The sequence below is a fragment of the Commensalibacter papalotli (ex Botero et al. 2024) genome, from assembly GCF_947179115.1.
GTDB classification, from domain to species: Bacteria; Pseudomonadota; Alphaproteobacteria; order Acetobacterales; family Acetobacteraceae; genus Commensalibacter; species Commensalibacter papalotli.
In genome coordinates, this window is record NZ_CAMXCI010000004.1 from 1 (window position 1) to 22,109 (window position 22,109).

The following is a 22,109-nucleotide window of genomic DNA, read 5'->3' on the forward strand; positions in this document are numbered from 1 at the left end:
ATGGATATTCAATCCAATACATTCACAATCCAAGTGAAGCAGTGCAATTAGAGGCTGTGAAGAAAATTGGAGATTCAATCCAATACATTCACAATCCAAGTGAAGCAATAAAATCTGCTTCCAATTCTTTTTACTATTAACCCCACAAGGTAAACCATGACAGTGCCACGGTCTTAATCTTATTTACGGAGGAACTTATGATTAACAATAAAACAACCACAAAAGAAATTATCGAATTTTTGCTAAATAGACATTGTAGAGCTTTTATTGATGATTCAGCATCGATAAACGAACAAAAACTATTTTCCACGTTACAAGACGCTGATATGTACGCAGGACGATTATTGAAAGAATCCGACCCCACACAGGGCAGACCATGACAGAATCAATACAGCCACGGTCTTAATCTTATTTACGGGTCAAAGAACAGTTATTGATTAAATAATACTTAATAAGTATATTACTTGTCAAGTAGGAATTACTTATTGCATCATATTTTTTTTCATAGAAATAAAGGATAATTCATCAGGAGGAATCTTGATGAACAAAAACACAAAAAAAATGCTGGAAAATATTGAAAAATGGCGAAAGAAGAGAGGGTTAACTCAAAAACAAATTGCTGAAGCGATTGGTATAGAAGAGCCTAGCGTTTCAAGATTAATATCAGGTGTAAACAATATAAATCTTAGAAGATTGCAGGAAATAGCTGATCTTTTTAATATAAGCGTTATCAAACTTTTATCTGATCCAGAAGATATTGAAAGAAATTCAGAAATAACCGAATTACTTAAAAACATGGATCAAGAAACGTACAAAGCTTGGCTTCAAGTAGGTAATGTTATGAATAATAAGAAATAAAAATACTTAATAAGTAATATTTTTATTGACATAAAAATACTTAATAAGTAATAATTTAAACAATAAAAAGAGATGGAGCTACAACCTTCCATCCCCTTTTCCCCTCAATAAAGAAGGTATATTTCGCCATGAAATATAAACAACAGATATTCAATCCTCAGGCTTGGAGTCAAGAGGATTTACAAAAGAAAAAGAATTTAGAAGACGAAATCATTATGTTTGATCGTCTTGCTGGCCAAAGATTTGCCTTTGACGCATTAAATGACAATTACCATTATTATCGTCAACGGTCTATGGACGCACGAAATGAACTTAATTCCCTGATCGAATCTAATAACAATCTGGTTATCCCTGTGGAGATATTTCATGGAAGACAAGCAAACTCTCTTTGAAATCAACACTGCAATCATAGAGTTAATGAATATCAGGGATAAACATTTAAATAGCGCCCATGATTTCTCGTTTTTTGCAGGTTTGACAAAGCGTGTCAAGTTCCATCAAGACGAAGCAGAACATCTGCAAAACCGTATTGATAATTTGACAGAACAAAAATTCAAAACAAGCAAAGATACTTGAACAATGTGCATCAGGCCATTCATTTAAAGAATTTTTGAAGAAAAGGAGTAAATAAATGATTAAAATAACATTTTTAAATATCCTAAGAAATAAAGTTAAAGAATTAGGAGAAGACTTAAACACCTTGGTTATAGATGGGGATGTGTCAGAGGTTCAAAAGGAAGTCTGGTATGATACCAATAGTAAATGGTACGACAATGAAATAGATTGGACAAAATTTAAATTATTTACAGAAAATTACGTCTATTGGTTTGAATACTGTAATACAGATAGCTATCAAGTAATAGTGGCCATTCCAAGAAATCCCAACCTAATAACATCTATAAAGTTTGAGGATTTGAAACAATGAGCAACACCATACAAGAAATAACAAACTGGTTCAAAGCTGCTGTTCCAGAGCCAACAGATATTGGTAAGTTTGTGAGGGAATAATGAAAGCAAAAAAACAAAGCAAAAATAAACTAATTGAATTTAAAGAAGAGCTTGAAGCTCTCATAAAAAAATATAAGATTATACCAGACCCCATCATCGGTTTTGATCTGATTGCTTTTATGTCCAATTATAGCGAAAGAGAAATACGCAGGAAAGTTACAAGCGATCCCACCTTTCCGGATATATACGAATTATCTTATCATAATAAAGGTTGTAAACTCAGCGAAGTTGAAAAGTGGATTGAACTGCATAACAAAAAGCCCCTTACGATAAACGTTTTGGAATGTTTGCAAGTTCATCAATAGGCTTTAATTCTTTTGTGATAATTTGTTGCCACTCTATCATTAACTCTTTACGCCTATTAAAATGTGTTGTGCGATTATATGCCCCCTCCACCTGATCTTTGGGGGCATGAGCCAAAACCAAATCAATCACAAACCGATCTTGTGGAAAATGTTCGTTCATAATTGTAGAAAACATTGATCGAAACCCATGAGGAACATGACGTTGATAATAACCTGCACGGTTAATTAAATACCCTAAAGCATTTTCACTCATTGGTTTTCTAAAATGACGACTGTTTGGAAAAACAAATTCTAATCCAGCACTCCACTTACATACATGGCGTATAATATCCACCGCCATCGGACATAAAGGCACGATATGCTCGCGTTTCATTTTCATGCGGGTTGCTGGAATAACCCATACGGGATTATCACCTTCTAGCCCTTCAAACTCTTCCCAACGAGCATAACGCAACTCTCCTGGGCGAACAGCCGTTAATAATAAAAACCGCATTGCAAGCTTTGTTACTGGAAAAGATGGAGTATCATCTACGTGTTGAAGCATTTCAATAGCTTCATCTAACTCTATGATTGCAGGTTGTCGACCTCGTTTTACAGGAGAGAGATTAGACGCGACAATCTCTGCTGGGTTATGTTTACAAATCCCTTTTCCAATTGCAAAAACAAAGATTTCTCCCATCCGTTGACGTACACGATGCGCAGTTTCGATCGCCCCTCTTTGCTCTATTTTATATAAAACACTTAAAATAACATCAGGCTTATCTTCAATTTCATTGATAGGGATACCACCAAGGGCAGGAAATACATCCCGTTCCAAACTGTGAATCACGTCGTTTGCGTGCCGCTCTGTCCAAAATTTCTTTTTAATCTCGTGCCACTGATAAGTTATAATTTCAAAAGTGTTTTGATATTGTGTTGATATAATTTCTTTTCTCAACAACTTATCTGTTGAAGGATTGCGCCCAGCACGAATATTCTTTTTTACCTCAAGCAATGCAATACGAGCATCGCCCAAAGACATATCTGGGTAATGCCCCAAAACAATTTGTGATTCTTTATGATTAAACTTGTAACGAACACGCCAAGTCTTTGTACCAGATGTTGCGACATGAAGAAATAATCCCTTACCGTCTGTTAAGCGATAAGGTTTATCTTTTTTCTTGGCAGAACGAACTTGAGAATCAGTTAACATAACGTATGCGCCTTATGCCCAATCTTTCAAAAATTGTGACCGTTTTTATACCCACTTTTTATGTCATAGCTTGTCTGGATATGGCAAGATAAAAAGATTAAATAGACTAATTTTCGGGGAAATATAAGGGGGATGTCTATATATGGCAACATGATGTATAGATATATGGCGGAGGGGATGGGATTCGAACCCACGGTACGACTTACATCGTACAACGGTTTAGCAAACCGCCGCCTTCAGCCTCTCGGCCACCCCTCCGCAAGAAGAGTTGCTTAGTAACACGGCGTTTGCTCTGATATGGTTCTAATCGTTTATTAAGAAGCTGTCAATTTACTTTTTTACTTTTTTTAAGATAATTGTTTTTTCAAAAGATCATTCACAATGGCAGGGTTGGCTTTGCCTTGCATCACCTTCATGACTTGTCCAACAAAAAAACCAAATAATTTATCTTTACCTGATTTATATTGTTCAACTTTATCAGGATTAGCAGCTAAAATCTCTGTAATAACCTTTTCAATTGCGCCAGTATCGGTCACTTGCTTTAAGCCTTTGCGCTCAACGATATCGCCAGGCATATCCCCTGTTTCAACCATATCTTCAAATACTTCTTTGGCAATTTTACCATTAATGGTGTTGTCAGCAATCAAATCCAACAACGCACCTAGCGCATCTGCACTGATAGGGCTTTCATGAATTGTTAAACCTTGCTTATTTAAAACAGCAAATAACTCACCTGTAACCCAATTGGATGCCATACGACCATCACGTCCTTTGGCAACTTTTTCAAAGAAGTTCGCAATATCTTGCTCAGCAACCAAAACATTAGCATCATAGCGAGGTAATCCATAATCAGACTGGAAACGATTGCGTTTATCATCAGGCAATTCAGCCAAAGTTGATTTTAAATGATCAACATGAGATTGCTCGACAATCAAAGGCAATAAATCTGGATCTGGGAAATAACGATAATCATGCGCATTTTCTTTGCTACGCATCGTACGAGTTTCTCCGCGAGCCACATCAAAAAGACGAGTTTCTTGATCGACTTCACCACCATTTTCATAAATTTCAATATGGCGTTTTGCTTCGATCTCAATCGCTTGCATCACATAACGAATGGAGTTGATATTTTTTAATTCACAACGCGTGCGATAGTCTTCGCCTGGTTTGCGTACAGACACGTTCACGTCTGCACGCATAGAGCCTTCTTCCATATTTCCATCACACGTGCCAAGATAACGCACAATCGCACGGATTTTACGAAGATAAGCTCCAGCTTCTTCAGGTGAGCGCATATCAGGTTCACTGACGATTTCCATCAATGCCACGCCTGAACGGTTTAAATCAACAACGGTTTCTTTGGGGGTTAAATCATGAATGGATTTCCCCGCATCTTGCTCTAAATGCAAACGGGTAATGCCGATATTCTTAACGGAACCATCATCCAATTCAATTTCAATCGTGCCTTCACCTACAATCGGAAACTCGAATTGAGAAATCTGATAGCCTTGAGGCAAATCGGCATAGAAATAATTTTTACGGTCAAAACGGCTCATTAAGTTAATTTTGGCATTTAACCCAAGACCTGTGCGAATGGCTTGATCCACACATTCACGGTTTAATACAGGCAACATTCCTGGAAATGCAGCATCAACCAAGCTAACATGAGTATTTGGATCCGCACCAAAATGTGCTGATGCACCAGAGAATAATTTGGCTTTACTGATGACTTGGGCGTGAACTTCCAGCCCAATGACCACTTCCCAAGCACCCGTTGAACCTTCAATCATATAACTCATAGGGAACCTCCAGCACAAAGAGTGGGTTTATGGGTAAAGTTAGCTGCTTTTTCCATCGCAGAGCCAACCGCAAATAAAGTTTCTTCACCAAAAGGACGGCCTAATAACTGTAATCCCAAAGGCAATCCTTGGCTGCTTAATCCAGCAGGAATGGCAAGGCCAGGCACACCAGCCATGCTGGCGGGAACCGTAAAGATATCGTTCAGATACATTTGCACAGGATCGTCTAGATTTTCACCTTTGGCAAAGGCTGCGGTTGGTGCGGTTGGGGTTAATAACACATCCACTTTATCAAACACATTCATGAAATCTTGATTAATTAATTTACGCACTTTTTGCGCACGCAAATAATACGCATCATAATATCCCGCAGAAAGCACATAAGTTCCCATCAAGATACGACGTTTAACTTCATCACCAAAACCAGCACCACGCGTATTGGCATAAAGCTCATCAAGGCTTGCACCATCTACACGACGACCATAACGAACGCCATCATATCGAGCAAGGTTAGAAGAAGCCTCAGCAGGGGCAATAATATAATAAGTTGCTAACCCATATTTTGTATGAGGCAAAGACACATCAACAATTTCACAGCCTGCTTCTTTAAGCCAGTTAATCCCTTGCTGCCAAACAGCTTCAATTTCTGGGGATAAACCAGGTGCGCGATACTCCATCGGAATACCAACCTTCATCCCCTTTAAGGAACGATTGCACGCTGCACGATAATCAGGAACTTCTTTATCTACAGAAGTGCTGTCTTTTGGATCAAATCCAGCCATAGATTGTAACATAATCGCGCAATCTTCAACAGATTTCCCCATTGGGCCGGCTTGATCCAAAGAACTTGCATAAGCAATAATGCCCCAACGGCTGCAACGACCATAGGTTGGTTTAATCCCAGTAATCCCACAATAAGCCGCAGGCTGACGAATAGAGCCACCCGTATCCGTTCCAGTCGCACCCATTGCCATTTGTGCAGCCACCGCAGCAGCAGAACCACCAGAAGACCCACCAGGGACAAGGAAGGTATCCTCACCTTGACGTTTCCATGGATTTTCCACGGCACCAAAGGCAGAGTTTAAATTGCCAGAACCCATTGCAAATTCGTCAAGGTTCACTTTGCCCAAAAATACTGCACCATCACGCAATAAATTCGCGGTGACTGTGCTTTCATAAGGTGGCACAAAATTTTCCAAAATACGGCTGGCTGCGGTGGTTTTTACACCTTTGGTACAAAATAAATCTTTAATTGCCAAAGGAATACCCGTTAATGCAGGCGCATCCCCAGCTGCCAATTTTTGATCTGCTACTTTGGCTTGTTCAATCGCAGCGTCCGCAGTCACCGTAATATAGGCATTAATACGGTCATTCAGGGTATTAATTGCATTCACATGTGCTTTGGTTAATTCTTCGGCACTGAATTTCTTTTGACGCAATCCATCGACTGCCTCGGTAATTTTTATTCCCGTTAACATTATTCAACCACCTTTGGCACAGCATAAAAATCGGCAATCCGTTCAGGAGCATTGGAAAGAACATCTTCTTTACAATCCCCATCCGTCACCACATCTTCGCGCAAGCGTAATTGCGCAATTTCCGTGCCAACCATTGGCTGAACATTGCTTACGTCAACTTCGTTTAATTGTTCCATCCAATTGATAATTCCACCTAAATCCGTGGCATATATTGTCAATTCTTCTTCTTTGACTGCCAAAGAAGAAAGTTTGGCAACACGTTGGACAATTTTCTTATCCAATATTTTATCCGTCAATTCAGCCCCCATCGTTTCAATAGTGCTTTTGTTATAAGATCAAGAAATTAGTTTTATTCTATACCATATTATAAGATCAAAGAAATACAGGGTTATTTATTTTATTTATATTTTATGAAATAATAATTTCATTCTACGAACAAATCTCTGTCAGTTTTTTAATAACAGTAATTAATCGTTGTTGATATTCGAACAATACGGCTAATAAACTAAATTTATAAAAGAGCTAACCATAAATTCTTTAATTGTGGTAACTAAGAATACAAATTATTAAGACGTATCTTACACAGCTTAATTATTTTGTATTAAGAAATTATATTCTCTACACCCATCTTGACTTTTTAAATCGCAAGCTTGTTTAAAATATAATTTTGCCTTTTCTTTATCTGCAGAAACTCCAACACCCTCTTCATACATAAATCCCGAGTTATAAGCAGCATCCACATGGTTTTTCTTTGCCGCTTTTTTAAATAAATTCAACGCTTCACGATAATCTATAGGCATTCCCTGACCTTTATAATTCATCAATGCCAAATTATATTGTGCCTCAGGAAGACCTTGTTCTGCAGCTCTTTTATACCATAATGCCGCCTTTTGATCATTTTGCGGGACCCCTAAACCACGATCATACATCCGTGCAAGATTAAAATCAGCTTGGGGCATATATTGATAAGCTGCCATTTGAAAATATTGAATCGCCTTGGCATAGTCTTTGGAAACACCTTTGCCGTCAACGTACATTAATCCTAAATTATATTGAGCTTGAGCATCCCCTTGTTGAGCAGCTCTTTGAAAATATTCAACTGCTTTTTTGTCATCTTTTGGAACTTGTTTGCCTTCAAGATACAATACGCCAAGATTAAATTGATCTTTTATACTTCCTTGTTCTGCTTCTTTATGCATCTTTATCAAATCGGTATTAAGCTTATTTGGAAAAACAATAATATCAGTGTCAGCCATCACTGTACTAGCAAAAGAACATCCAGCTATAACAAAAAATAAACCTAAAGAGCGTTGCATACTTTATAAATCCTAACTCACCCACATCAAAAATATTCCAGGTTAAATGTTAACGCAAGTATATTTAATATCTATTTATTTTAAACTTTTCACATCAAAGAAACAAGATTTTACAGACTTTATTATCTTTATACAAAATGTTATAAACGATGACCATAGAACAACTTTAATTTATTTTACGAAACAATTAAGATGAATATTTTTCCTGCTACTGATCATGATCTCAATGCTATCTTAGCTATCCAAGATTTATGCTATCATGAAATAGAACCAGAATCCGCGGAATCAATGATATCTAAAATACATATTAGTCCTGAAACTTGTTTTGTTGCCAAAGATAGTCAAGACGACATTAAAGGTTATTTATTGTCCATTCCTGCGACATTAGGAAACCCTCCACAACTACACAGTGAGACACAAGTCATAGATCAGCATGCTGATTGTTTATATTTACATGATTTGGCCATTCATCCCAAAGCCAGAGGAATGGGTGTTGGTAAATTGTTGTTCCAACATTTCGCCAAAATAGCTTATCAAAAACAATTTCAACATGCTTCTTTAATTTCAATTCAAAATTCAGTATCTTTTTGGAAACAATATGGGTTTTCCCCTATTATTCCAGATAAAGTTTTACAAGAAAAATTGAAAACCTATGGTGATAATGCAACCTATATGGAGTGCTATTTACCTGATTTTTATTCTCATTAATTGATTACTAAATAATGTCTTTTGTATTTTATATCTTAGCCGCTTTTGCCGAAATTGCAGGATGCTTTTCATTTTGGGCTTGGGTCAAATTAGAAAAGTCCCCTTTGTGGTTATTCCCAGGGGCAATATCTCTTCTTTTCTTTGCTTGGATATTAACCAAAGTTGACATCGATATGGCAGGCAGAGCCTATGCTGTTTATGGCGGAATTTATATAATTTGCTCCCTTATCTGGTTATGGGTCATAGAGGATACTCGCCCTGATAAATGGGATATTATTGGTGCCATTATTTGCCTTATCGGTGCTAGTATTATTTTATTTACACCTAGAACATAGTTAAACATAAAGAAAAGCCTTACTTTAGAGTAAGGCTTTTCTAATTAAGCTACCAATTGATTAAGCAAATTGTTTTTGATCTTCGTCTTTACGATCTTCTAAGATATATGGGGCACCTTGTAAAATCTTTATAGATAAATAAATTGGCGTATCAAAATCACCTAATTGATCCAAAGGTAGCAAAGCATCATTTTTGGTCCAAGGATATACCTTTAACCGTTCCCATAGAGCCAATTAAGTTTACAATTCCAGCATTAAATTTTTTAAATCTCCATTTTTCTCTACTAAGATCACACTACTCAACTTAATTATATCTTCATCAGATCTTTCGCTACAACTTCAGCCATTTTAATTCCATCAATAGCCGCTGACATAATCCCCCCCGCATAACCTGCACCTTCACCAGCCGGATAAAGACCTTGAGTATTAATACTATTTCCATCTTCTCCCCTTGGGATACGAATAGGAGAAGAAGTTCTCGTTTCAACACCTGTCATCACTGCGTCTGCAAAACTGAACCCGGATAATTTACGGTTAAACGCTGGTAACGCCTCCTTAATCGCATCTACAACAAAATTAGGCAAAATTTCAATGAGGTTACTTGGAGTAACATCAGGTTTATAAGAGGGGATTACATCACCCAAGGTTTTACTGGCACGTCCTGCCAAAAAATCTTCTACTCTTTGCACGGGTGCTTTGTAATCAGACCCACCCAGCACAAAAGCCTTTCGTTCAAGCTTTCTTTGAAAATCTATCCCAGCCAATGGATCATCTGGATAGTCTTTTTGCGGGTCAACACTCACAACCAAAGCCGCATTAGCATTTCTTTCAGCACGAGAATATTGGCTCATCCCGTTTGTAACCACACCACCTTGCTCTGAAGCAGCAGCAACCACAGTTCCCCCTGGACACATACAGAAAGAATAAACTCCACGATCATTACCTGCGTGATGAACTAGTTTATAATCCGCAGCCCCTAGTTTCTTGTGCCCTGCTTGCGGTCCAAAACGAACTTGGTCAATCATAGACTGAGGATGCTCTATTCGCACACCGACAGAAAATGGCTTGGCTTGAACAGACACACCATCATTATACAAAGAAACCATCATATCTCTGGCGCTATGCCCTGTAGCCAAAATCACATGACGCGTTGCAATCTCTTCACCAGTCTTTAAACGCACCCCAACGACTTGGCGATCTTTATCCATTAAAATAGAGGTAACTTGGGTATTAAAACGATAGCTCCCACCACAGGATTCAATTTCAGAGCGGATATGTTCAACCATACTGACCAAACGAAACGTGCCAATATGTGGTTTGGAAACAAAAAGGATTTCCTCTGGTGCGCCTGCTTTCACAAATTCTGTTAGAACTTTATGCCCATAATGATGAGGATCACTAATCTGCGTATAAAGCTTGCCATCTGAAAACGTTCCAGCGCCACCCTCTCCGTATTGAACATTACTTTCTGGATTAAATTCTGATTTTCGCCAAAATGCAAAAGTATCCGCCGTACGTTCACGAACCTCTTTACCACGCTCTAAAATTAAAGGACGCAGTCCCATTTGGGCTAATAAAAGCCCCGCCATAAAACCACAAGGACCTGAACCAATAATCACAGGACGTTGGTAACTTGACTGACCAGCTAGTTTTTCACCTGTTATACGATCTACAACAAACTGGTACTTCACTTGTGGTGCTTTATGTAAATGCTTATCTTGAGCATGTAAATTTAAACAAACATCATCATCTTCAATTTCACAATCAATTGTATAGACTAGTAAAATATGCCCACGTTTACGTGCATCATATCCTCGCCTTACAATGTGATATTGTTTAATATCCGTTAAAAGACGTTGTTTTAAAGCTTCTTTTAGCTCTTCATCGCTATGATTAAGGGGTAGTTTCAGTTCAGTGATTCGTATCATCGTTTTATATAACTATTAACATATTAAGAGGAAAAATAAGTCTATGATATGCATAGCACATACCTTATTAAAACTATAGAAAACTATATATATTTATAACAAGAATCAGTATACAGTAAACACAAAGCGCATAAATGCGCATTTATCATTATAATTCAATATATACATAACTTAACATGATTGCCAAAGGATTGCCTGACCATGTCCGATCACTCTGCTCATCATCACGAACATGATCACAATCATGATGATCATCACCACGAACAAGAGTGCGGTGGGCACTCTCACAGTCATGGACATCACCATGTTCCGAAATCTTTTGGAAAGGCGTTTGCAATTGGCATCAGCCTTAATCTAATTTATGTTATTGCCGAAGCTGCTTGGGGGTTTTGGGGGAATTCACTGGCACTACTTGCAGATGCTGGTCACAATCTTTCAGATATCTTAGCACTGGCTTGCGCTTGGATCGCTGCAATTTTAAGCAAAAAAAGACCCACAGATAATTTTACCTATGGCTATCGCAGAACTTCTATTCTAGCTTCGTTAACCAATGCTGTTATTTTACTGATAGTAACAGGTGGTATTATATGGGAAGCCATTGAGCGCCTTTTTCATCCAGCCCCTGTTGCCGGATGGACAGTTATCATTGTTGCTGCGATTGGCGTTATTGTAAATGGTTTAACCGCCATGATGTTTGTCTCTGGTCATAAAGAGGATCTTAACATCAAAGGGGCTTTTTTACATATGGCATATGATGCCTTATTATCCTTGGCGGTCGTTATTACTGGTATTATTATCCTATTTACAGGGTTTAATATCCTAGACCCAATTATAAGTTTGGTTGTATCCATTATTATCATTATGGGAACATGGTCCTTATTAAAAGATTCAGTGGCCTTAGCTGTCGATGGCGTGCCAACCAATATTAATCGTAAAGAAGTCGAAAGTTACTTACGTGCTTTACCTAGCATTTTAGATCTGCACGATCTACATATATGGGCAATGAGTACAACTGAGACTGCATTAACCGTGCATTTAGTCAGTAATGTTGATCACCGTTTAGATGATTTTCTGTCGGTAACAGCTCAACAACTGCAAGATAAATTCAAAATCGGACATACAACAATCCAAATTGAATTACAAAACGAAGCTAAATCTTGCGTTTTAGCAAATGCAGAAGCAGTTTGATCTCTTTTTATCAAGACTGATCTTTTAATAATAGAAATTTATATTTATGATTCTTAGAGTTGTTCAGGACAAAAAGATATTGTTCAGTATTGGCAGTATCTTTGTCAGTATTCTTGTTTTATATTTAAAATATTTTGCTTGGTACACCACTAACAGTGTTGCCTTTTATTCTGATATGCTGGAAACACTCATAAATGTTGCAGCTGCAATCTTAGGATGTATTGCGTTAATTTTTGCTGCTCATCCTGCTGACAGACAACACCCTTATGGTCATCAAAAAGCCGAGTATATTTCGGCGGCTATTGAAGGGCTATTGGTTGTAACCACAGCTGGGTTAATCTTTTATGAATCTTTCTTAGCTTGGCAACATCCCAAACTCCCCACTGCTCCTTTTATTGGAATATTATTTAACGGCTCTGCGGGGATCGTTAATCTTATTTGGTGTATTGTTCTAATAAAAGTAGGAAAAAAATATTGCTCTCCTGCCCTTATCGCTGGAGGGCAACATATATTATCTGATGTTTGGACCACTGTTGGGCTGATTTGTGGGTTTATTTTAATCCCTTTCATCCAATGGGCTCTTCTTGATGCAATATTAGGATTTTGTATTGCCCTGAATGTTTTACGTATGGGATTTCAAGTTATAACAGAATCCTTTAACGGATTGATGGATCAGGCTCCACCTAAACAAGTCACAGAGCATATCTACGAGCTTATTAAAAAGAATGCTCCCGAAGCCCTTGATTTTCATATGGTCAGGTTTCGTCAAGTCGGTGCAATAACTTTTATTGATTTTCACTTGGTCGTTCCTGGCACAATGAATGTATATACAGCTCATAAAATCTGTGATCGCATTGAGCTTTCTATAAAAAATGCAATTGGATCTGTTTCAATCAATATTCATGTAGAACCAGAAGATGAATTAAAAAAAAATAATCTTATATGGTAAAAAAGATATAACTAATTTTTTAAAAAAAAAATGTTACCAACTCAAATTAAAAGGTGTTTTTTTTAATATAATTCGCATATTATATGCACAATATTGAATAACATGGTTAATAAAATGCAAATTCCTTCTCGTTGTGCTATTCTTCTTGATGCTGGATATATTGAATATATTACACGGCAAGAATTTCCAAATATACAAATTAACTATGAAAAACTAGTTAAAGAAATTACTGGTGAATATCGTTTATTTAGAACTTTTTACTATAATTGCCTACCTCATCTAGATTTTTCAACTTCAGAAGATGATAAAAATCTTTATGAAGGAAAAATGAATTTTTTTGAGGCTCTTAAATTTTTACCCCGCTTTGAAGTTCGCCTTGGTGCTTTATCACGCTATGAAGATCAAGATAGCAACGCACTTAGCTTTCATCAAAAACGTGTTGATATCCTTATGGTTGTTGACATGATGCAATTATCTATAACCAAACAAATCGATCATCTCATTATCGCCACAGGCGATGGTGATTTAATCCCCGCTGTTCAAGCAGTGAAACAAGCAGGGATTTTAGTTTCTCTGTGGCATGGATCTTTACGTGGGAAATCTGCGCCAAATAGAGAGCTTTTTCAACTTTGTGATGAGCGTCACGAACTTGGGCGCATTATTCATAAAATCCAAAAACAAGGTAGATAATTAATCATTACAGCATCAAAAACTATTCATTTGATGCTGATAAATCAACCAACCCTATGACACCTTTTTCTGTACCGAAAAATAATAAGCTTCCTGCCATATCGAAATTTAAAGCAGTAATTGATCCAAAATCTTTATCCTGCCCTAACGTAATGGGTAAGACCTTTTCACCATCAGGGCTAATCAGTAAAATACTGCCATCAATAAAACCTGCGGCTAATAAGTCTCCATAAACAGGATGAAATTTAACAATGGTGCAATACCCTCCTGGAATACCAGGTAACTCTGTAGGGGGTTTTCCCATTGGGCCACCATCAAAAAATGGCCACATCACCACAGATTCTGCACCACTTGTTGCAAGCCATTTCCCATCATTAGAAAAATTTAAAGATTGCACTTTTACAGGATACCCACTCATACGCATATTATGGGCGTCAGAAATACGCCACCCATGTAAATCATGATCTTGCATCGAAGTGACAATAGCTTCTTCTTTGGGGTGCAACGCAATAACAAGATGGCTGCCTTTCCATACAAAATCTTTAATTTTATCGGCTTTTTGATCTTTTATAGCCCATAATGTGGCGCCATTATAATAAGAAGTTGCCAAATTTTGACCATCTTTACTAAACGTTAAATCACTAACCGTAGAATCATGTTCCAAAACACAGAGTGGTTTATTAAAATGATCTTGATAAATATGAACTTGCTTTCCTTCTACGAAAGCAACCTTAGAAGAGGAACCTTCTTTATCAAACCAAGTAACCATATGCTCTACCCAGCGCTTCGTTTTGACTAATAACTCTGGCTCTTTCCCTGGGATTATTCGCACAATCTGATTATCATCCCCTGCTGTAATAAAACCAGATGGGGTTATATCTTGTGAAAGACATAAAATGCCCCCTTCATGGGGTTGAATTTTCTGCCATAATTCAGGTTGTTGGATGTTTTTGCGCTCAACAAGCCACAAATCTCCATCAGCTGTAGCAAAAGCAACATAGTGGCCGTTTTGTGAAACCACGCAACTAATAATATTCCCATCAGTTTGCTTGTATTTGCCTCGACTATCGATTAATTGTATTGGCGCTTGCATTTTTTTTCCTATATTAGCTTAGCGTGCGACACAATTTTTAAATCCATCGCGCAATTTTTTTTCATCTAAATGGCGACCAATAAAAACCAACCGAGAAGAACGTTTTTCTTGTGGTTTCCAAGAGCGAATAAAATCACCATCTGCCATCATATGAACAGCTTGAAAAGCATAACACTCATCAGAATTTGAAAAATTCAGTATTCCCTTGGTGCGCAATAATTCTGTACCAAATTGCTGTAAAACGGATCCAATCCAAAAATCAAATTTCTTAGCATCCAAAGGTTTATCCTCTAGCAAAGAAATACTTGTCACCCCATCCCCATGATGATGATGAACCGCATGACTATGATGATCGTGATCGTGATCGTGATCGTGATCGTGATCGTGATCGTGATCGTGATCGTGATTATCCTCAAGAAAATCAGGAGACAAAGTCAATGCTTTTTTAAGATCAAATCCACCTCGATCCAATATTTTATCCAAAGCAACCTGCCCTTTTTGTGTGTGATACAAAGCAACATAAGGGTTAATTGCTTTCAGTCGTTGCTCAACTTTTTTTAAAGCCTCTCTATCAACAAGATCAATTTTATTTAGTAAAATAACATCTGCAAAAGCAATTTGATTTACCGCTTCTTTACTCTCATCCAAAGTTTGCATCACATGCTGTGCATCCACCACAGCAATTACCGCATCCAACCTTGTTTTTTGTTTAACATCTTCATCAACAAAGAAAGTCTGAGCCACAGGTGCAGGGTCAGCAAGCCCCGTTGTTTCAACAATAACTCCATCAAATTTGGTGCGGCGTTTCATTAAGGTGCCTAAGATACGCACAAGGTCTCCACGGATGGTGCAACACACACATCCATTATTCATTTCAAAGATTTCTTCATCAGCATCAACAACTAAATCATTATCAATACCCAACTCTCCATATTCATTCACAATCACTGCATATTTTTTTCCATGCTGTTGCGTTAAAATATGATTGAGTAATGTTGTTTTTCCTGCGCCTAAATATCCCGTTAAAACGGTAACCGGAACTGTTTCTTTAATATCTGACATACTGATCTTCTCTTTCTTTTAATTTTATTTGATAATCCCAACTATAAGCTAAACCCATCCCCAGCAATAGGAAAAACCATCCTCCTAATGGCATGTTTACAAAATTACTGGTTGATGCAAAAGGCCATTCATGGATAAAAACTGCCGCAAACAATCCAACACACCAAGCTTTACGTATTGCTTCTGCTTTTGTTGTGACTGTAATATTCAACCCTTTACACAATTCAACAAGCGCACTGATAATTGTTAAGATAAATAAAATTAATCCAAGAATACCCGCATCAATAAACGCTTGTAAATAATGATTATGTGGATGAGTTAAACAAATAATTCCCCCACCTCCATTTCCCGAGTTTATATCCCAAAAAGGCCATCCATGAAAATATATTGCATTACCACATGCATGTTTAAATGCATCGTACCCTAGGCCAGCCCAAGGATTCATTGCTCCCATCACCACAGCTCTGGTATAAACCAACCCATAAGGGCTAGAAGAAAAATGAGACATTTGGTCGATAAAATGTGTAACTAAGTGATTGAAACTTTCAGGCGATATAAATGCTGTGATCAAAATAATAATTGGAACAACTCCAACCGTTACCAAGGCCAAAATACGCAATGGTTTTAACCAAATAACAGCTATTCCTAATCCCATAATAAATAAACCAAAAGGCATTCTTTGGCCCGCCATAACCATCATAGCTACAGCAAACAACAAAGTGAATAACGCATATAATTGCCCTTTATACCCTTTATATTGCCATATTAAATATGCGCAAACCGCCAACATCACTGGCAATAACATTCTAGATAACGGCGCCGCTGCTCTGGGGTGTTCGTAAGGTCCCGTTAAAGTGCCATCAAAATAACGCGGCATTCCCAAAATATTATAACCAATTATGAGTTGTGCCAACATATTCAAAAGAATATATAGAGTACAAAATGCAATTATATAGGCTAACCACCTACGATACTTATTTTCCTTTAAAACCCACTGTTGTAAAGCAATAACGAAAATAGGAAATCTGATGACACCCATTGCTTGCAACAAATTCCCATTCGAGGTTTCTCCAAAAAAAGATCCAAAAGGAATCGTACAAATTACTAACCATCCCCACCAGACCAAAGCAAACATTACCCAAAGTTGTTTACTCCACTCCCACTCTTTTTCAAGGAAACAGTGAAATAAGAAACAAATAGCAACATAGCTGATTAATCCATCCGCTATGCCTCGAAAGTGAGTTAAAAAAATAGGTAAAACCAAGACAGCGCTCAGGGTAGTATAGTGCAGAAATCGACGAATAAAATTCATAAAATTTTCTTACCGTTTTTTATAAATTACCCTGCAATTGAGGACAAATTTGTTTTCTAAAAGAGTTTAACGCTTGTAAAGCCTGCTCTGAATTATAACGAAACGCTTGTTCTTTTGCGTAAAGAGAAAGTTGCTCTCGTAAATCTTGATTTTTCACCAACCGTATTAGCTGTTGAAAAGCCTGCTCTATATTTGTTGGGTCCATTAACAAAGCACCATTTCCAACCACTTTTGGTAATGCACCAACCGCAGATACTAATAAAGGTGTTCCACAAGCCATTGCTTCCAAAGCTGTCATTCCAAACGGCTCAGGCCAACGACTAGGCATAATAACAATTGATGCCTCTGAGATTTTTTGTAATACCTGATCATAAGGTAAATAACCGACCATTTTAATCTGTGTCTGTCGCAATTGATGTCGTAATTTTTGAATAAAGGGCGTTTCTGGACTATTTGACTTAAAACGATCCGCACCAATAATTTCAATATTCCATGAGGGATCAACCTGTAGCAGCTTACAACAGAGTGCCACAAAGATATCTGCCCCTTTATCTGCGACAACTCGACCAACAAATAAAATATTTTTTTTTCGTTCGGGAATAGGGATATATTGAGGAAGCTTTTTACAGTCAATGTAATTAGGCAATATCGTAACGCTTCCTTTGACCTGACCTGATAAAAAGCGATCTTTTACCCACTCTGAGACTGCAACCACATGTAATTTTTCAACGATCTTATGACGTTCTATATTTTTTTTTAATCCCCTCATCGACAAAGGATCATTATGTAATGTCAGACTTACAGGAATATATGGATACTTTTGAGCAATGTATAATGCAATTTCTGGGCGATTATGAATTTCTACTAAACAAGGTCGATATTTTTGAACTAGACGAGAAACACCACAACGATATGCATTGCTTTGAATAAAAAGAGAATACCAACTTTTTGAAATTTCTAAATAATGCAAACCAACAAAAGGCAAACAATCCAGGGCTTTACCAACAATCAAATCTTGAGGTTGGGCCAAACATTGAACTAACAATCCAATTGCACCCACGCATCCAGGTGAAAACCCTTCTTTAGGGGGAAGAACCGTCATTATTCTTGATGTTTTACCCATCATGAGGGAACAGCTCCTCCGTTAATAACTATATAATATAATTATTTAATTTTGGCATCATTAATGAAGCTTGGATAAATATAAATTAAATAATCAGATAACACATTATTCATCACATTTAAACCACGTAAAAACAATCCAATTTGATTTAAGTATCCAGGTAAATGACGTGTAAAAATAAGGGATTGCTCTCTTTGTCCAAAATACTCTTTACCCTTTAATAAAGTCAGCGTGTCTTCTGGTGAAAGTTTTAATAATTGTGCAACACTAATAATATCTTGAGATTTAACCGTTAACTTATCTTTGTTTTGATTATATTCTTTAACCATTTTTAACGTAGCCTCAACAAAAGGCTGTAACCAATAGGGTTTCAACACAATCTCATTATCCATTACTACCCAAAAAGTATAAGTAGGACTTCCCCAATCTGCTACTTGTTGAGAAGTAACTAAAACATGACCATCTTTTTGGAAATGCAATAATGATATCCCATCCGCATAAACCCCATCAATTTCATGCTTTTTCCATGCATCCTCAATTTTATTGGCAGGCATATTTATTATCTGGACTTGATGAAAGTCTATTTTCCAATGCTCTAATGCTTTTAATAAACTATAATGAGCAGACGTTAAGAAAGGAACGGCAATTTTTTTACCAATCAGAGCCTCTGGCTTATCAATACCAGATTTGTTTTGTACAACTAATCCACTACTGTTTCCATATTGAAAGCTGATCGCAATAATACGTACCTGAACTCCTGCAGTAACGGCAGAAGTCAAAGGGATTAACCCTACAGGGGCAATATCTAAAGTCTCAACAGCTAAATCATGAATCATTTTAAATTCATCATCATATTGTTGCCAATCAACACGCTCTCCCAGTGCTTTACGATATGTCCCATTAACTTGAGCAAGTTTAGCCAAGTCTACTTGATCAGTCCAACCAATCCGCACAGCAGCATTAGCATATTGATAGCTAATACACCCAAAGAGTAACGTTAATAAAATTACAATATAAAAAAATTGTAATTTTATTTGTGTTAAAGATGATTTCAAAAACAATTGCGTCATCCAAATCTATAAAATTTAATTACTTACAACTAGAAAAGCTTTTCTAATGTATTTCCTGTAATACAACAGCACCATATAGAAGAAAAGAAAAATTATTACTTTAAAGATTTTAAGCCAAAGTAATAAATCCACCACCAAGCACTCTTGTGTCTTGATAGAATACACAAGCTTGACCTGGTGCTGGATTTGCCGTTTCATCTAACTCTACTTGTACACGTTGATCTGACAATATTCTAACCGTTGCGGAACGTTCTTGTTCACGCGCACGAATTTGCACATTACAACGCATTTCTTGCTCTGGAATAGGCATCAACCAATTTAAATCACGAAGGAAAAAAACTTTACGTCCAGCATCTTGTTTAGCACCAATAATAATCCGTCTTGTTTGCGGATCAATCCGCAACACCATTTGTTTATCCCCTTGGCGCATCGCCAAATTTCCCAAACGTTTGGATTGACCAACTGTATAATGCGCAATGCCTTCATGTTGCCCTAAAACAGCACCTGTTTCATCAACGATTTCGCCTTTTTCAAGACCTTCAGGGGATAATTTTTCTACAATCTGAATGTAAGATTTATCAGTTACGAAACAAATATCTTGGCTATCGGATTTTTGTGCAACCGTTAAACCAAATCGCTCTGCTTCTTGGCGAACAACATCTTTATTCGCCATATCACCCAAAGGAAAACGCAAAAAATCCAATTGATCCGAGGTTGTTGCAAATAAAAACCAAGACTGATCGCGGCTCATATCGACGGGACGATGCAACTCTGCACCATTTATTCCATCAACCCTACGCACATAATGACCTGTTGCCATCGCATCGGCACCAAGCTCTCTGGCCATATTCAAAAGGTCTGTAAATTTGACCCCTTGATTACACTCAATACATGGAACGGGTGTTTCCCCACGCGTGTATGATTGCGCAAAACGATCAATCACCGTTTGGTGGAAACGATCCTCAGCATCAATCACATAATGAGGGATTCCCAGTTGATCGGAAACACGGCGAGCATCACGAATATCTTGCCCTGCACAACAAGACCCTTTTTTAACCACACCACGCGCATCATAAAGTTGTAATGTAGCACCAAAGACATCATGTCCTTGTTCTTTTAAAAGGGCAGCTGTTACAGAACTGTCAACGCCACCAGACATGGCAACCATAATACGCATTGATTTATGACATTCTCGGCAAACGTACAACAAGACCGTCTAATTCTTCGGTCATAATAATTTGGCATCCAAGGCGAGAAGTTTTTTCCAATCCAAATGCCATATCCAACATATCTTCTTCTTCTTCAGCTGCGGTTTTTAATTTATCCCACCATACTTCATCGACAATAACATGACACGTCGCACAAGCCAAAGAGCCCTCACATGCACCTTCTAGATCTATGTCATTTTTATGTGCAATTTCTAAAACAGATAGTCCAACAGGCGCATCAACTTCGTGTGCTGTGCCATCACGTTCAATAAAAGTCATACGAGGCATTTTAATATTTCCTTAAACAAAAATGATTATCTTCCTGCCATAAGTTCACCATAAGCACAAGTCAAAGCATTAATAACTTGCTTTACTTGTGTATTTTTGGTCATACGTCCAAATGACAAACGAAAACTTTGCACAGCTTGTTCTGCCGAAATTCCCATTGCCGTTAAAACATAAGATGGCACCAAAGAAGATATCGTGCAAGCAGATCCTGTTGATAAATAAAGATGTGGAATCCTTTTGAAAAGATCAAGGGCTCTGATCCCAGGAAAATATAAATTTATACTACCTGGCAACGAATTTTCAATGGAACCATTCACTTGTATCCTTGGAAACTCAGACTGTAACGCTTGAAGCAATTGATTCTTATAATGCTGTAACCTTAATGCTTCTTGAGGTCCTTCCCTTTGTACAATTTCACACGCCTTGCCCAAACCAACAATCAAAGGCACGGGCAAAGTCCCTGAACGTAACCCTCTCTCTTGATACCCTCCATAAAATAAAGGAGACACCCTCACCCTTGGTTTTCTGCGGACATATAATGTACCAATCCCTTTGGGACCATAAAACTTGTGCCCTGATATAGAAGCAAGATCGATATATTCCATAGAAAACCGATCAACCGTTTTTCCGATGATCTGTGCCATGTCACAATGAAACAAAGCTCTATATTCATGCGCTAGTTGCGCTAGTCGTGTAATAGGCTGGAGCACACTGGTCTCATTATTCGCTGCCATAACACTGACCAATAATGTAGGGATTTCCAGAGATTTTCTAAGGTTTTCTTGGTCAACTATACCCTCTCGATTAACAGGCAAGGTGACAATTTCAATACCCAATTCAGCAAGGCTATTTACGACTTCCAAAACAGATTTATGCTCTGAAACAATAGTAATGACACGCCTTGCCGTTGCTCCTTGTTTTAGTAAATATCTAACTGTGCCTTGAATAGCAATATTATTCGCTTCTGTTGCACCCGAGGTAAAAACAATCTCTGATGGAGTAACTCCTAACAAATCAGCAACTTGCTGACGTGCATTTTCAACCCCTATACTCGCTTGTTGTCCCAAAGCATGCTCAGAATGTGCATTCCCAAAAAGGTTAGAAAAATATGGAAGCATTTCCTCTACGACTCGTGGGTCACAAGGCGTCGTCGCTTGATAATCAAGATATATCGCATGATCCAACAAGTTAATCCTTTG

At 37.6% G+C, this 22,109-nt stretch carries 25 protein-coding genes and 1 tRNA gene; 10 read left to right on the plus strand and 16 right to left on the minus strand.

Annotated features, from left to right (window positions below; all coding sequences use genetic code 11):
- The first annotated feature begins 540 nt into the window (after positions 1-540).
- The 5 genes from QMN76_RS07910 (at position 541) to QMN76_RS07930 (ending at position 2,171) form a co-directional block, all read left to right on the plus strand.
- Positions 541-858: a helix-turn-helix domain-containing protein gene (locus QMN76_RS07910; RefSeq protein ID WP_282065955.1), complete on the plus strand. Its 318-nt coding sequence runs from the start codon at positions 541-543 to the stop codon at positions 856-858.
- Positions 859-986: 128 nt separating this feature from the next.
- Positions 987-1,250, plus strand: a complete 264-nt coding sequence (locus tag QMN76_RS07915) for a hypothetical protein (protein WP_282065957.1) — start codon at positions 987-989, stop codon at positions 1,248-1,250.
- Positions 1,225-1,434 carry a hypothetical protein gene (locus QMN76_RS07920; RefSeq protein ID WP_282065958.1) on the plus strand — a complete coding sequence of 70 codons (210 nt, stop codon included), beginning with the start codon at positions 1,225-1,227 and terminating at the stop codon, positions 1,432-1,434. The genes QMN76_RS07915 and QMN76_RS07920 overlap by 26 nt, the downstream gene beginning before the upstream one ends.
- A gap of 55 nt (positions 1,435-1,489) precedes the next feature.
- Positions 1,490-1,783 (plus strand): hypothetical protein, encoded by a 294-nt coding sequence (locus QMN76_RS07925; RefSeq protein ID WP_282065959.1) that lies wholly within the window; start codon positions 1,490-1,492, stop codon positions 1,781-1,783.
- An 82-nt stretch (positions 1,784-1,865) separates the two neighbouring features.
- A complete protein-coding gene (locus QMN76_RS07930; protein WP_282065960.1) occupies positions 1,866-2,171 on the plus strand; it encodes a hypothetical protein in 306 nt (101 codons plus the stop codon).
- On the opposite strand, the gene QMN76_RS07935 is transcribed toward QMN76_RS07930, so the two are convergent.
- From QMN76_RS07935 to QMN76_RS07960, 6 genes are all read right to left on the minus strand, one after another.
- Positions 2,131-3,363 (minus strand): tyrosine-type recombinase/integrase, encoded by a 1,233-nt coding sequence (locus tag QMN76_RS07935; protein ID WP_282065961.1) that lies wholly within the window; start codon positions 3,361-3,363, stop codon positions 2,131-2,133. The two genes, QMN76_RS07930 and QMN76_RS07935, sit on opposite strands and share 41 nt — an antisense overlap.
- A gap of 166 nt (positions 3,364-3,529) precedes the next feature.
- Positions 3,530-3,621 (minus strand) — tRNA-Ser (locus tag QMN76_RS07940).
- 89 nt (positions 3,622-3,710) lie between these two features.
- A complete protein-coding gene (gene gatB, locus QMN76_RS07945) occupies positions 3,711-5,162 on the minus strand; it encodes an Asp-tRNA(Asn)/Glu-tRNA(Gln) amidotransferase subunit GatB (protein ID WP_282023450.1) in 1,452 nt (483 codons plus the stop codon).
- Positions 5,159-6,640, minus strand: a complete 1,482-nt coding sequence (gene gatA / locus QMN76_RS07950; protein ID WP_282023451.1) for an Asp-tRNA(Asn)/Glu-tRNA(Gln) amidotransferase subunit GatA — start codon at positions 6,638-6,640, stop codon at positions 5,159-5,161. Before gatA ends, gatB begins: the two co-directional genes overlap by 4 nt.
- Entirely contained in the window at positions 6,640-6,948 is a 309-nt protein-coding gene (gene gatC / locus QMN76_RS07955; protein WP_034338178.1) for an Asp-tRNA(Asn)/Glu-tRNA(Gln) amidotransferase subunit GatC, read from the minus strand. The genes gatA and gatC overlap by 1 nt, the downstream gene beginning before the upstream one ends.
- A 279-nt stretch (positions 6,949-7,227) precedes the next feature.
- On the minus strand, positions 7,228-7,956 hold the full coding sequence (locus QMN76_RS07960) for a tetratricopeptide repeat protein (protein WP_282023452.1): 729 nt from the start codon (positions 7,954-7,956) through the stop codon (positions 7,228-7,230).
- Positions 7,957-8,148: 192 nt separating this feature from the next.
- On the opposite strand from QMN76_RS07960, the gene QMN76_RS07965 reads away from it, so the two are divergent.
- Entirely contained in the window at positions 8,149-8,664 is a 516-nt protein-coding gene (locus QMN76_RS07965; RefSeq protein WP_034338181.1) for a GNAT family N-acetyltransferase, read from the plus strand.
- Between the two features lie 14 nt (positions 8,665-8,678).
- Positions 8,679-8,999, plus strand: coding sequence for a YnfA family protein (locus QMN76_RS07970; RefSeq protein WP_034338183.1), 321 nt, complete (start codon positions 8,679-8,681; stop codon positions 8,997-8,999).
- A 60-nt stretch (positions 9,000-9,059) separates the two neighbouring features.
- Here QMN76_RS07970 and QMN76_RS07975 read toward each other — a convergent pair whose 3' ends face one another.
- Entirely contained in the window at positions 9,060-9,233 is a 174-nt protein-coding gene (locus QMN76_RS07975) for a hypothetical protein (RefSeq protein WP_282023453.1), read from the minus strand.
- A 74-nt stretch (positions 9,234-9,307) separates the two neighbouring features.
- Positions 9,308-10,927, minus strand: coding sequence for an NAD(P)/FAD-dependent oxidoreductase (locus tag QMN76_RS07980; protein ID WP_282023454.1), 1,620 nt, complete (start codon positions 10,925-10,927; stop codon positions 9,308-9,310).
- Between the two features lie 201 nt (positions 10,928-11,128).
- Here QMN76_RS07980 and QMN76_RS07985 point away from each other — a divergent pair, with 201 nt between their 5' ends.
- The 3 genes from QMN76_RS07985 (at position 11,129) to QMN76_RS07995 (ending at position 13,754) form a co-directional block, all read left to right on the plus strand.
- Complete coding sequence (locus QMN76_RS07985; protein WP_282023455.1) at positions 11,129-12,115, plus strand: cation diffusion facilitator family transporter; 987 nt, start codon at positions 11,129-11,131, stop codon at positions 12,113-12,115.
- A 46-nt stretch (positions 12,116-12,161) separates the two neighbouring features.
- A complete protein-coding gene (locus QMN76_RS07990; RefSeq protein WP_282023456.1) occupies positions 12,162-13,064 on the plus strand; it encodes a cation diffusion facilitator family transporter in 903 nt (300 codons plus the stop codon).
- Positions 13,065-13,178: 114 nt separating this feature from the next.
- The gene (locus QMN76_RS07995; RefSeq protein WP_034338195.1) at positions 13,179-13,754 is read left to right on the plus strand and encodes an NYN domain-containing protein; all 576 of its coding nucleotides are present in this window, start codon (positions 13,179-13,181) and stop codon (positions 13,752-13,754) included.
- A 22-nt stretch (positions 13,755-13,776) separates the two neighbouring features.
- Here QMN76_RS07995 and QMN76_RS08000 read toward each other — a convergent pair whose 3' ends face one another.
- The 8 genes from QMN76_RS08000 to QMN76_RS08035 form a co-directional block, all read right to left on the minus strand.
- Complete coding sequence (locus QMN76_RS08000; RefSeq protein WP_282023457.1) at positions 13,777-14,847, minus strand: WD40 repeat domain-containing protein; 1,071 nt, start codon at positions 14,845-14,847, stop codon at positions 13,777-13,779.
- Between the two features lie 18 nt (positions 14,848-14,865).
- Positions 14,866-15,909 carry a CobW family GTP-binding protein gene (locus QMN76_RS08005; protein ID WP_282065962.1) on the minus strand — a complete coding sequence of 348 codons (1,044 nt, stop codon included), beginning with the start codon at positions 15,907-15,909 and terminating at the stop codon, positions 14,866-14,868.
- Positions 15,896-17,221, minus strand: a complete 1,326-nt coding sequence (locus QMN76_RS08010; protein WP_282023459.1) for an O-antigen ligase family protein — start codon at positions 17,219-17,221, stop codon at positions 15,896-15,898. Before QMN76_RS08010 ends, QMN76_RS08005 begins: the two co-directional genes overlap by 14 nt.
- A gap of 19 nt (positions 17,222-17,240) precedes the next feature.
- Complete coding sequence (locus QMN76_RS08015; protein WP_282023460.1) at positions 17,241-18,347, minus strand: glycosyltransferase family 4 protein; 1,107 nt, start codon at positions 18,345-18,347, stop codon at positions 17,241-17,243.
- A 38-nt stretch (positions 18,348-18,385) separates the two neighbouring features.
- Positions 18,386-19,414, minus strand: a complete 1,029-nt coding sequence (locus QMN76_RS08020; protein ID WP_282065963.1) for a taurine ABC transporter substrate-binding protein — start codon at positions 19,412-19,414, stop codon at positions 18,386-18,388.
- Positions 19,415-19,523: 109 nt separating this feature from the next.
- Complete coding sequence (mnmA, locus tag QMN76_RS08025) at positions 19,524-20,591, minus strand: tRNA 2-thiouridine(34) synthase MnmA (RefSeq protein ID WP_282023462.1); 1,068 nt, start codon at positions 20,589-20,591, stop codon at positions 19,524-19,526.
- Between the two features lie 4 nt (positions 20,592-20,595).
- Positions 20,596-20,910, minus strand: coding sequence for a ferredoxin family 2Fe-2S iron-sulfur cluster binding protein (locus tag QMN76_RS08030; protein ID WP_034338213.1), 315 nt, complete (start codon positions 20,908-20,910; stop codon positions 20,596-20,598).
- A 26-nt stretch (positions 20,911-20,936) separates the two neighbouring features.
- Positions 20,937-22,094, minus strand: a complete 1,158-nt coding sequence (locus QMN76_RS08035; RefSeq protein WP_282023463.1) for a cysteine desulfurase family protein — start codon at positions 22,092-22,094, stop codon at positions 20,937-20,939.
- Between the last annotated feature and the right edge of the window lie 15 nt (positions 22,095-22,109).

Bases quoted from the DNA above. Each gene is read 5' to 3' on its own strand.
- QMN76_RS07910 (WP_282065955.1), top strand. From the start codon at position 541: ATGAACAAAAACACAAAAAAAATGCTGGAAAATATTGAAAAATGGCGA.
- QMN76_RS07915 (WP_282065957.1), top strand. From the start codon at position 987: ATGAAATATAAACAACAGATATTCAATCCTCAGGCTTGGAGTCAAGAG.
- QMN76_RS07920 (WP_282065958.1), top strand. From the start codon at position 1,225: ATGGAAGACAAGCAAACTCTCTTTGAAATCAACACTGCAATCATAGAG.
- QMN76_RS07925 (WP_282065959.1), top strand. From the start codon at position 1,490: ATGATTAAAATAACATTTTTAAATATCCTAAGAAATAAAGTTAAAGAA.
- QMN76_RS07930 (WP_282065960.1), top strand. From the start codon at position 1,866: ATGAAAGCAAAAAAACAAAGCAAAAATAAACTAATTGAATTTAAAGAA.
- QMN76_RS07935 (WP_282065961.1), bottom strand. From the start codon at position 3,363: ATGTTAACTGATTCTCAAGTTCGTTCTGCCAAGAAAAAAGATAAACCT.
- gatB (WP_282023450.1), bottom strand. From the start codon at position 5,162: ATGAGTTATATGATTGAAGGTTCAACGGGTGCTTGGGAAGTGGTCATT.
- gatA (WP_282023451.1), bottom strand. From the start codon at position 6,640: ATGTTAACGGGAATAAAAATTACCGAGGCAGTCGATGGATTGCGTCAA.
- gatC (WP_034338178.1), bottom strand. From the start codon at position 6,948: ATGGGGGCTGAATTGACGGATAAAATATTGGATAAGAAAATTGTCCAA.
- QMN76_RS07960 (WP_282023452.1), bottom strand. From the start codon at position 7,956: ATGCAACGCTCTTTAGGTTTATTTTTTGTTATAGCTGGATGTTCTTTT.
- QMN76_RS07965 (WP_034338181.1), top strand. From the start codon at position 8,149: ATGAATATTTTTCCTGCTACTGATCATGATCTCAATGCTATCTTAGCT.
- QMN76_RS07970 (WP_034338183.1), top strand. From the start codon at position 8,679: ATGTCTTTTGTATTTTATATCTTAGCCGCTTTTGCCGAAATTGCAGGA.
- QMN76_RS07980 (WP_282023454.1), bottom strand. From the start codon at position 10,927: ATGATACGAATCACTGAACTGAAACTACCCCTTAATCATAGCGATGAA.
- QMN76_RS07985 (WP_282023455.1), top strand. From the start codon at position 11,129: ATGTCCGATCACTCTGCTCATCATCACGAACATGATCACAATCATGAT.
- QMN76_RS07990 (WP_282023456.1), top strand. From the start codon at position 12,162: ATGATTCTTAGAGTTGTTCAGGACAAAAAGATATTGTTCAGTATTGGC.
- QMN76_RS07995 (WP_034338195.1), top strand. From the start codon at position 13,179: ATGCAAATTCCTTCTCGTTGTGCTATTCTTCTTGATGCTGGATATATT.
- QMN76_RS08000 (WP_282023457.1), bottom strand. From the start codon at position 14,847: ATGCAAGCGCCAATACAATTAATCGATAGTCGAGGCAAATACAAGCAA.
- QMN76_RS08005 (WP_282065962.1), bottom strand. From the start codon at position 15,909: ATGTCAGATATTAAAGAAACAGTTCCGGTTACCGTTTTAACGGGATAT.
- QMN76_RS08010 (WP_282023459.1), bottom strand. From the start codon at position 17,221: ATGAATTTTATTCGTCGATTTCTGCACTATACTACCCTGAGCGCTGTC.
- QMN76_RS08015 (WP_282023460.1), bottom strand. From the start codon at position 18,347: ATGATGGGTAAAACATCAAGAATAATGACGGTTCTTCCCCCTAAAGAA.
- QMN76_RS08020 (WP_282065963.1), bottom strand. From the start codon at position 19,414: ATGACGCAATTGTTTTTGAAATCATCTTTAACACAAATAAAATTACAA.
- mnmA (WP_282023462.1), bottom strand. From the start codon at position 20,591: ATGCGTATTATGGTTGCCATGTCTGGTGGCGTTGACAGTTCTGTAACA.
- QMN76_RS08030 (WP_034338213.1), bottom strand. From the start codon at position 20,910: ATGCCTCGTATGACTTTTATTGAACGTGATGGCACAGCACACGAAGTT.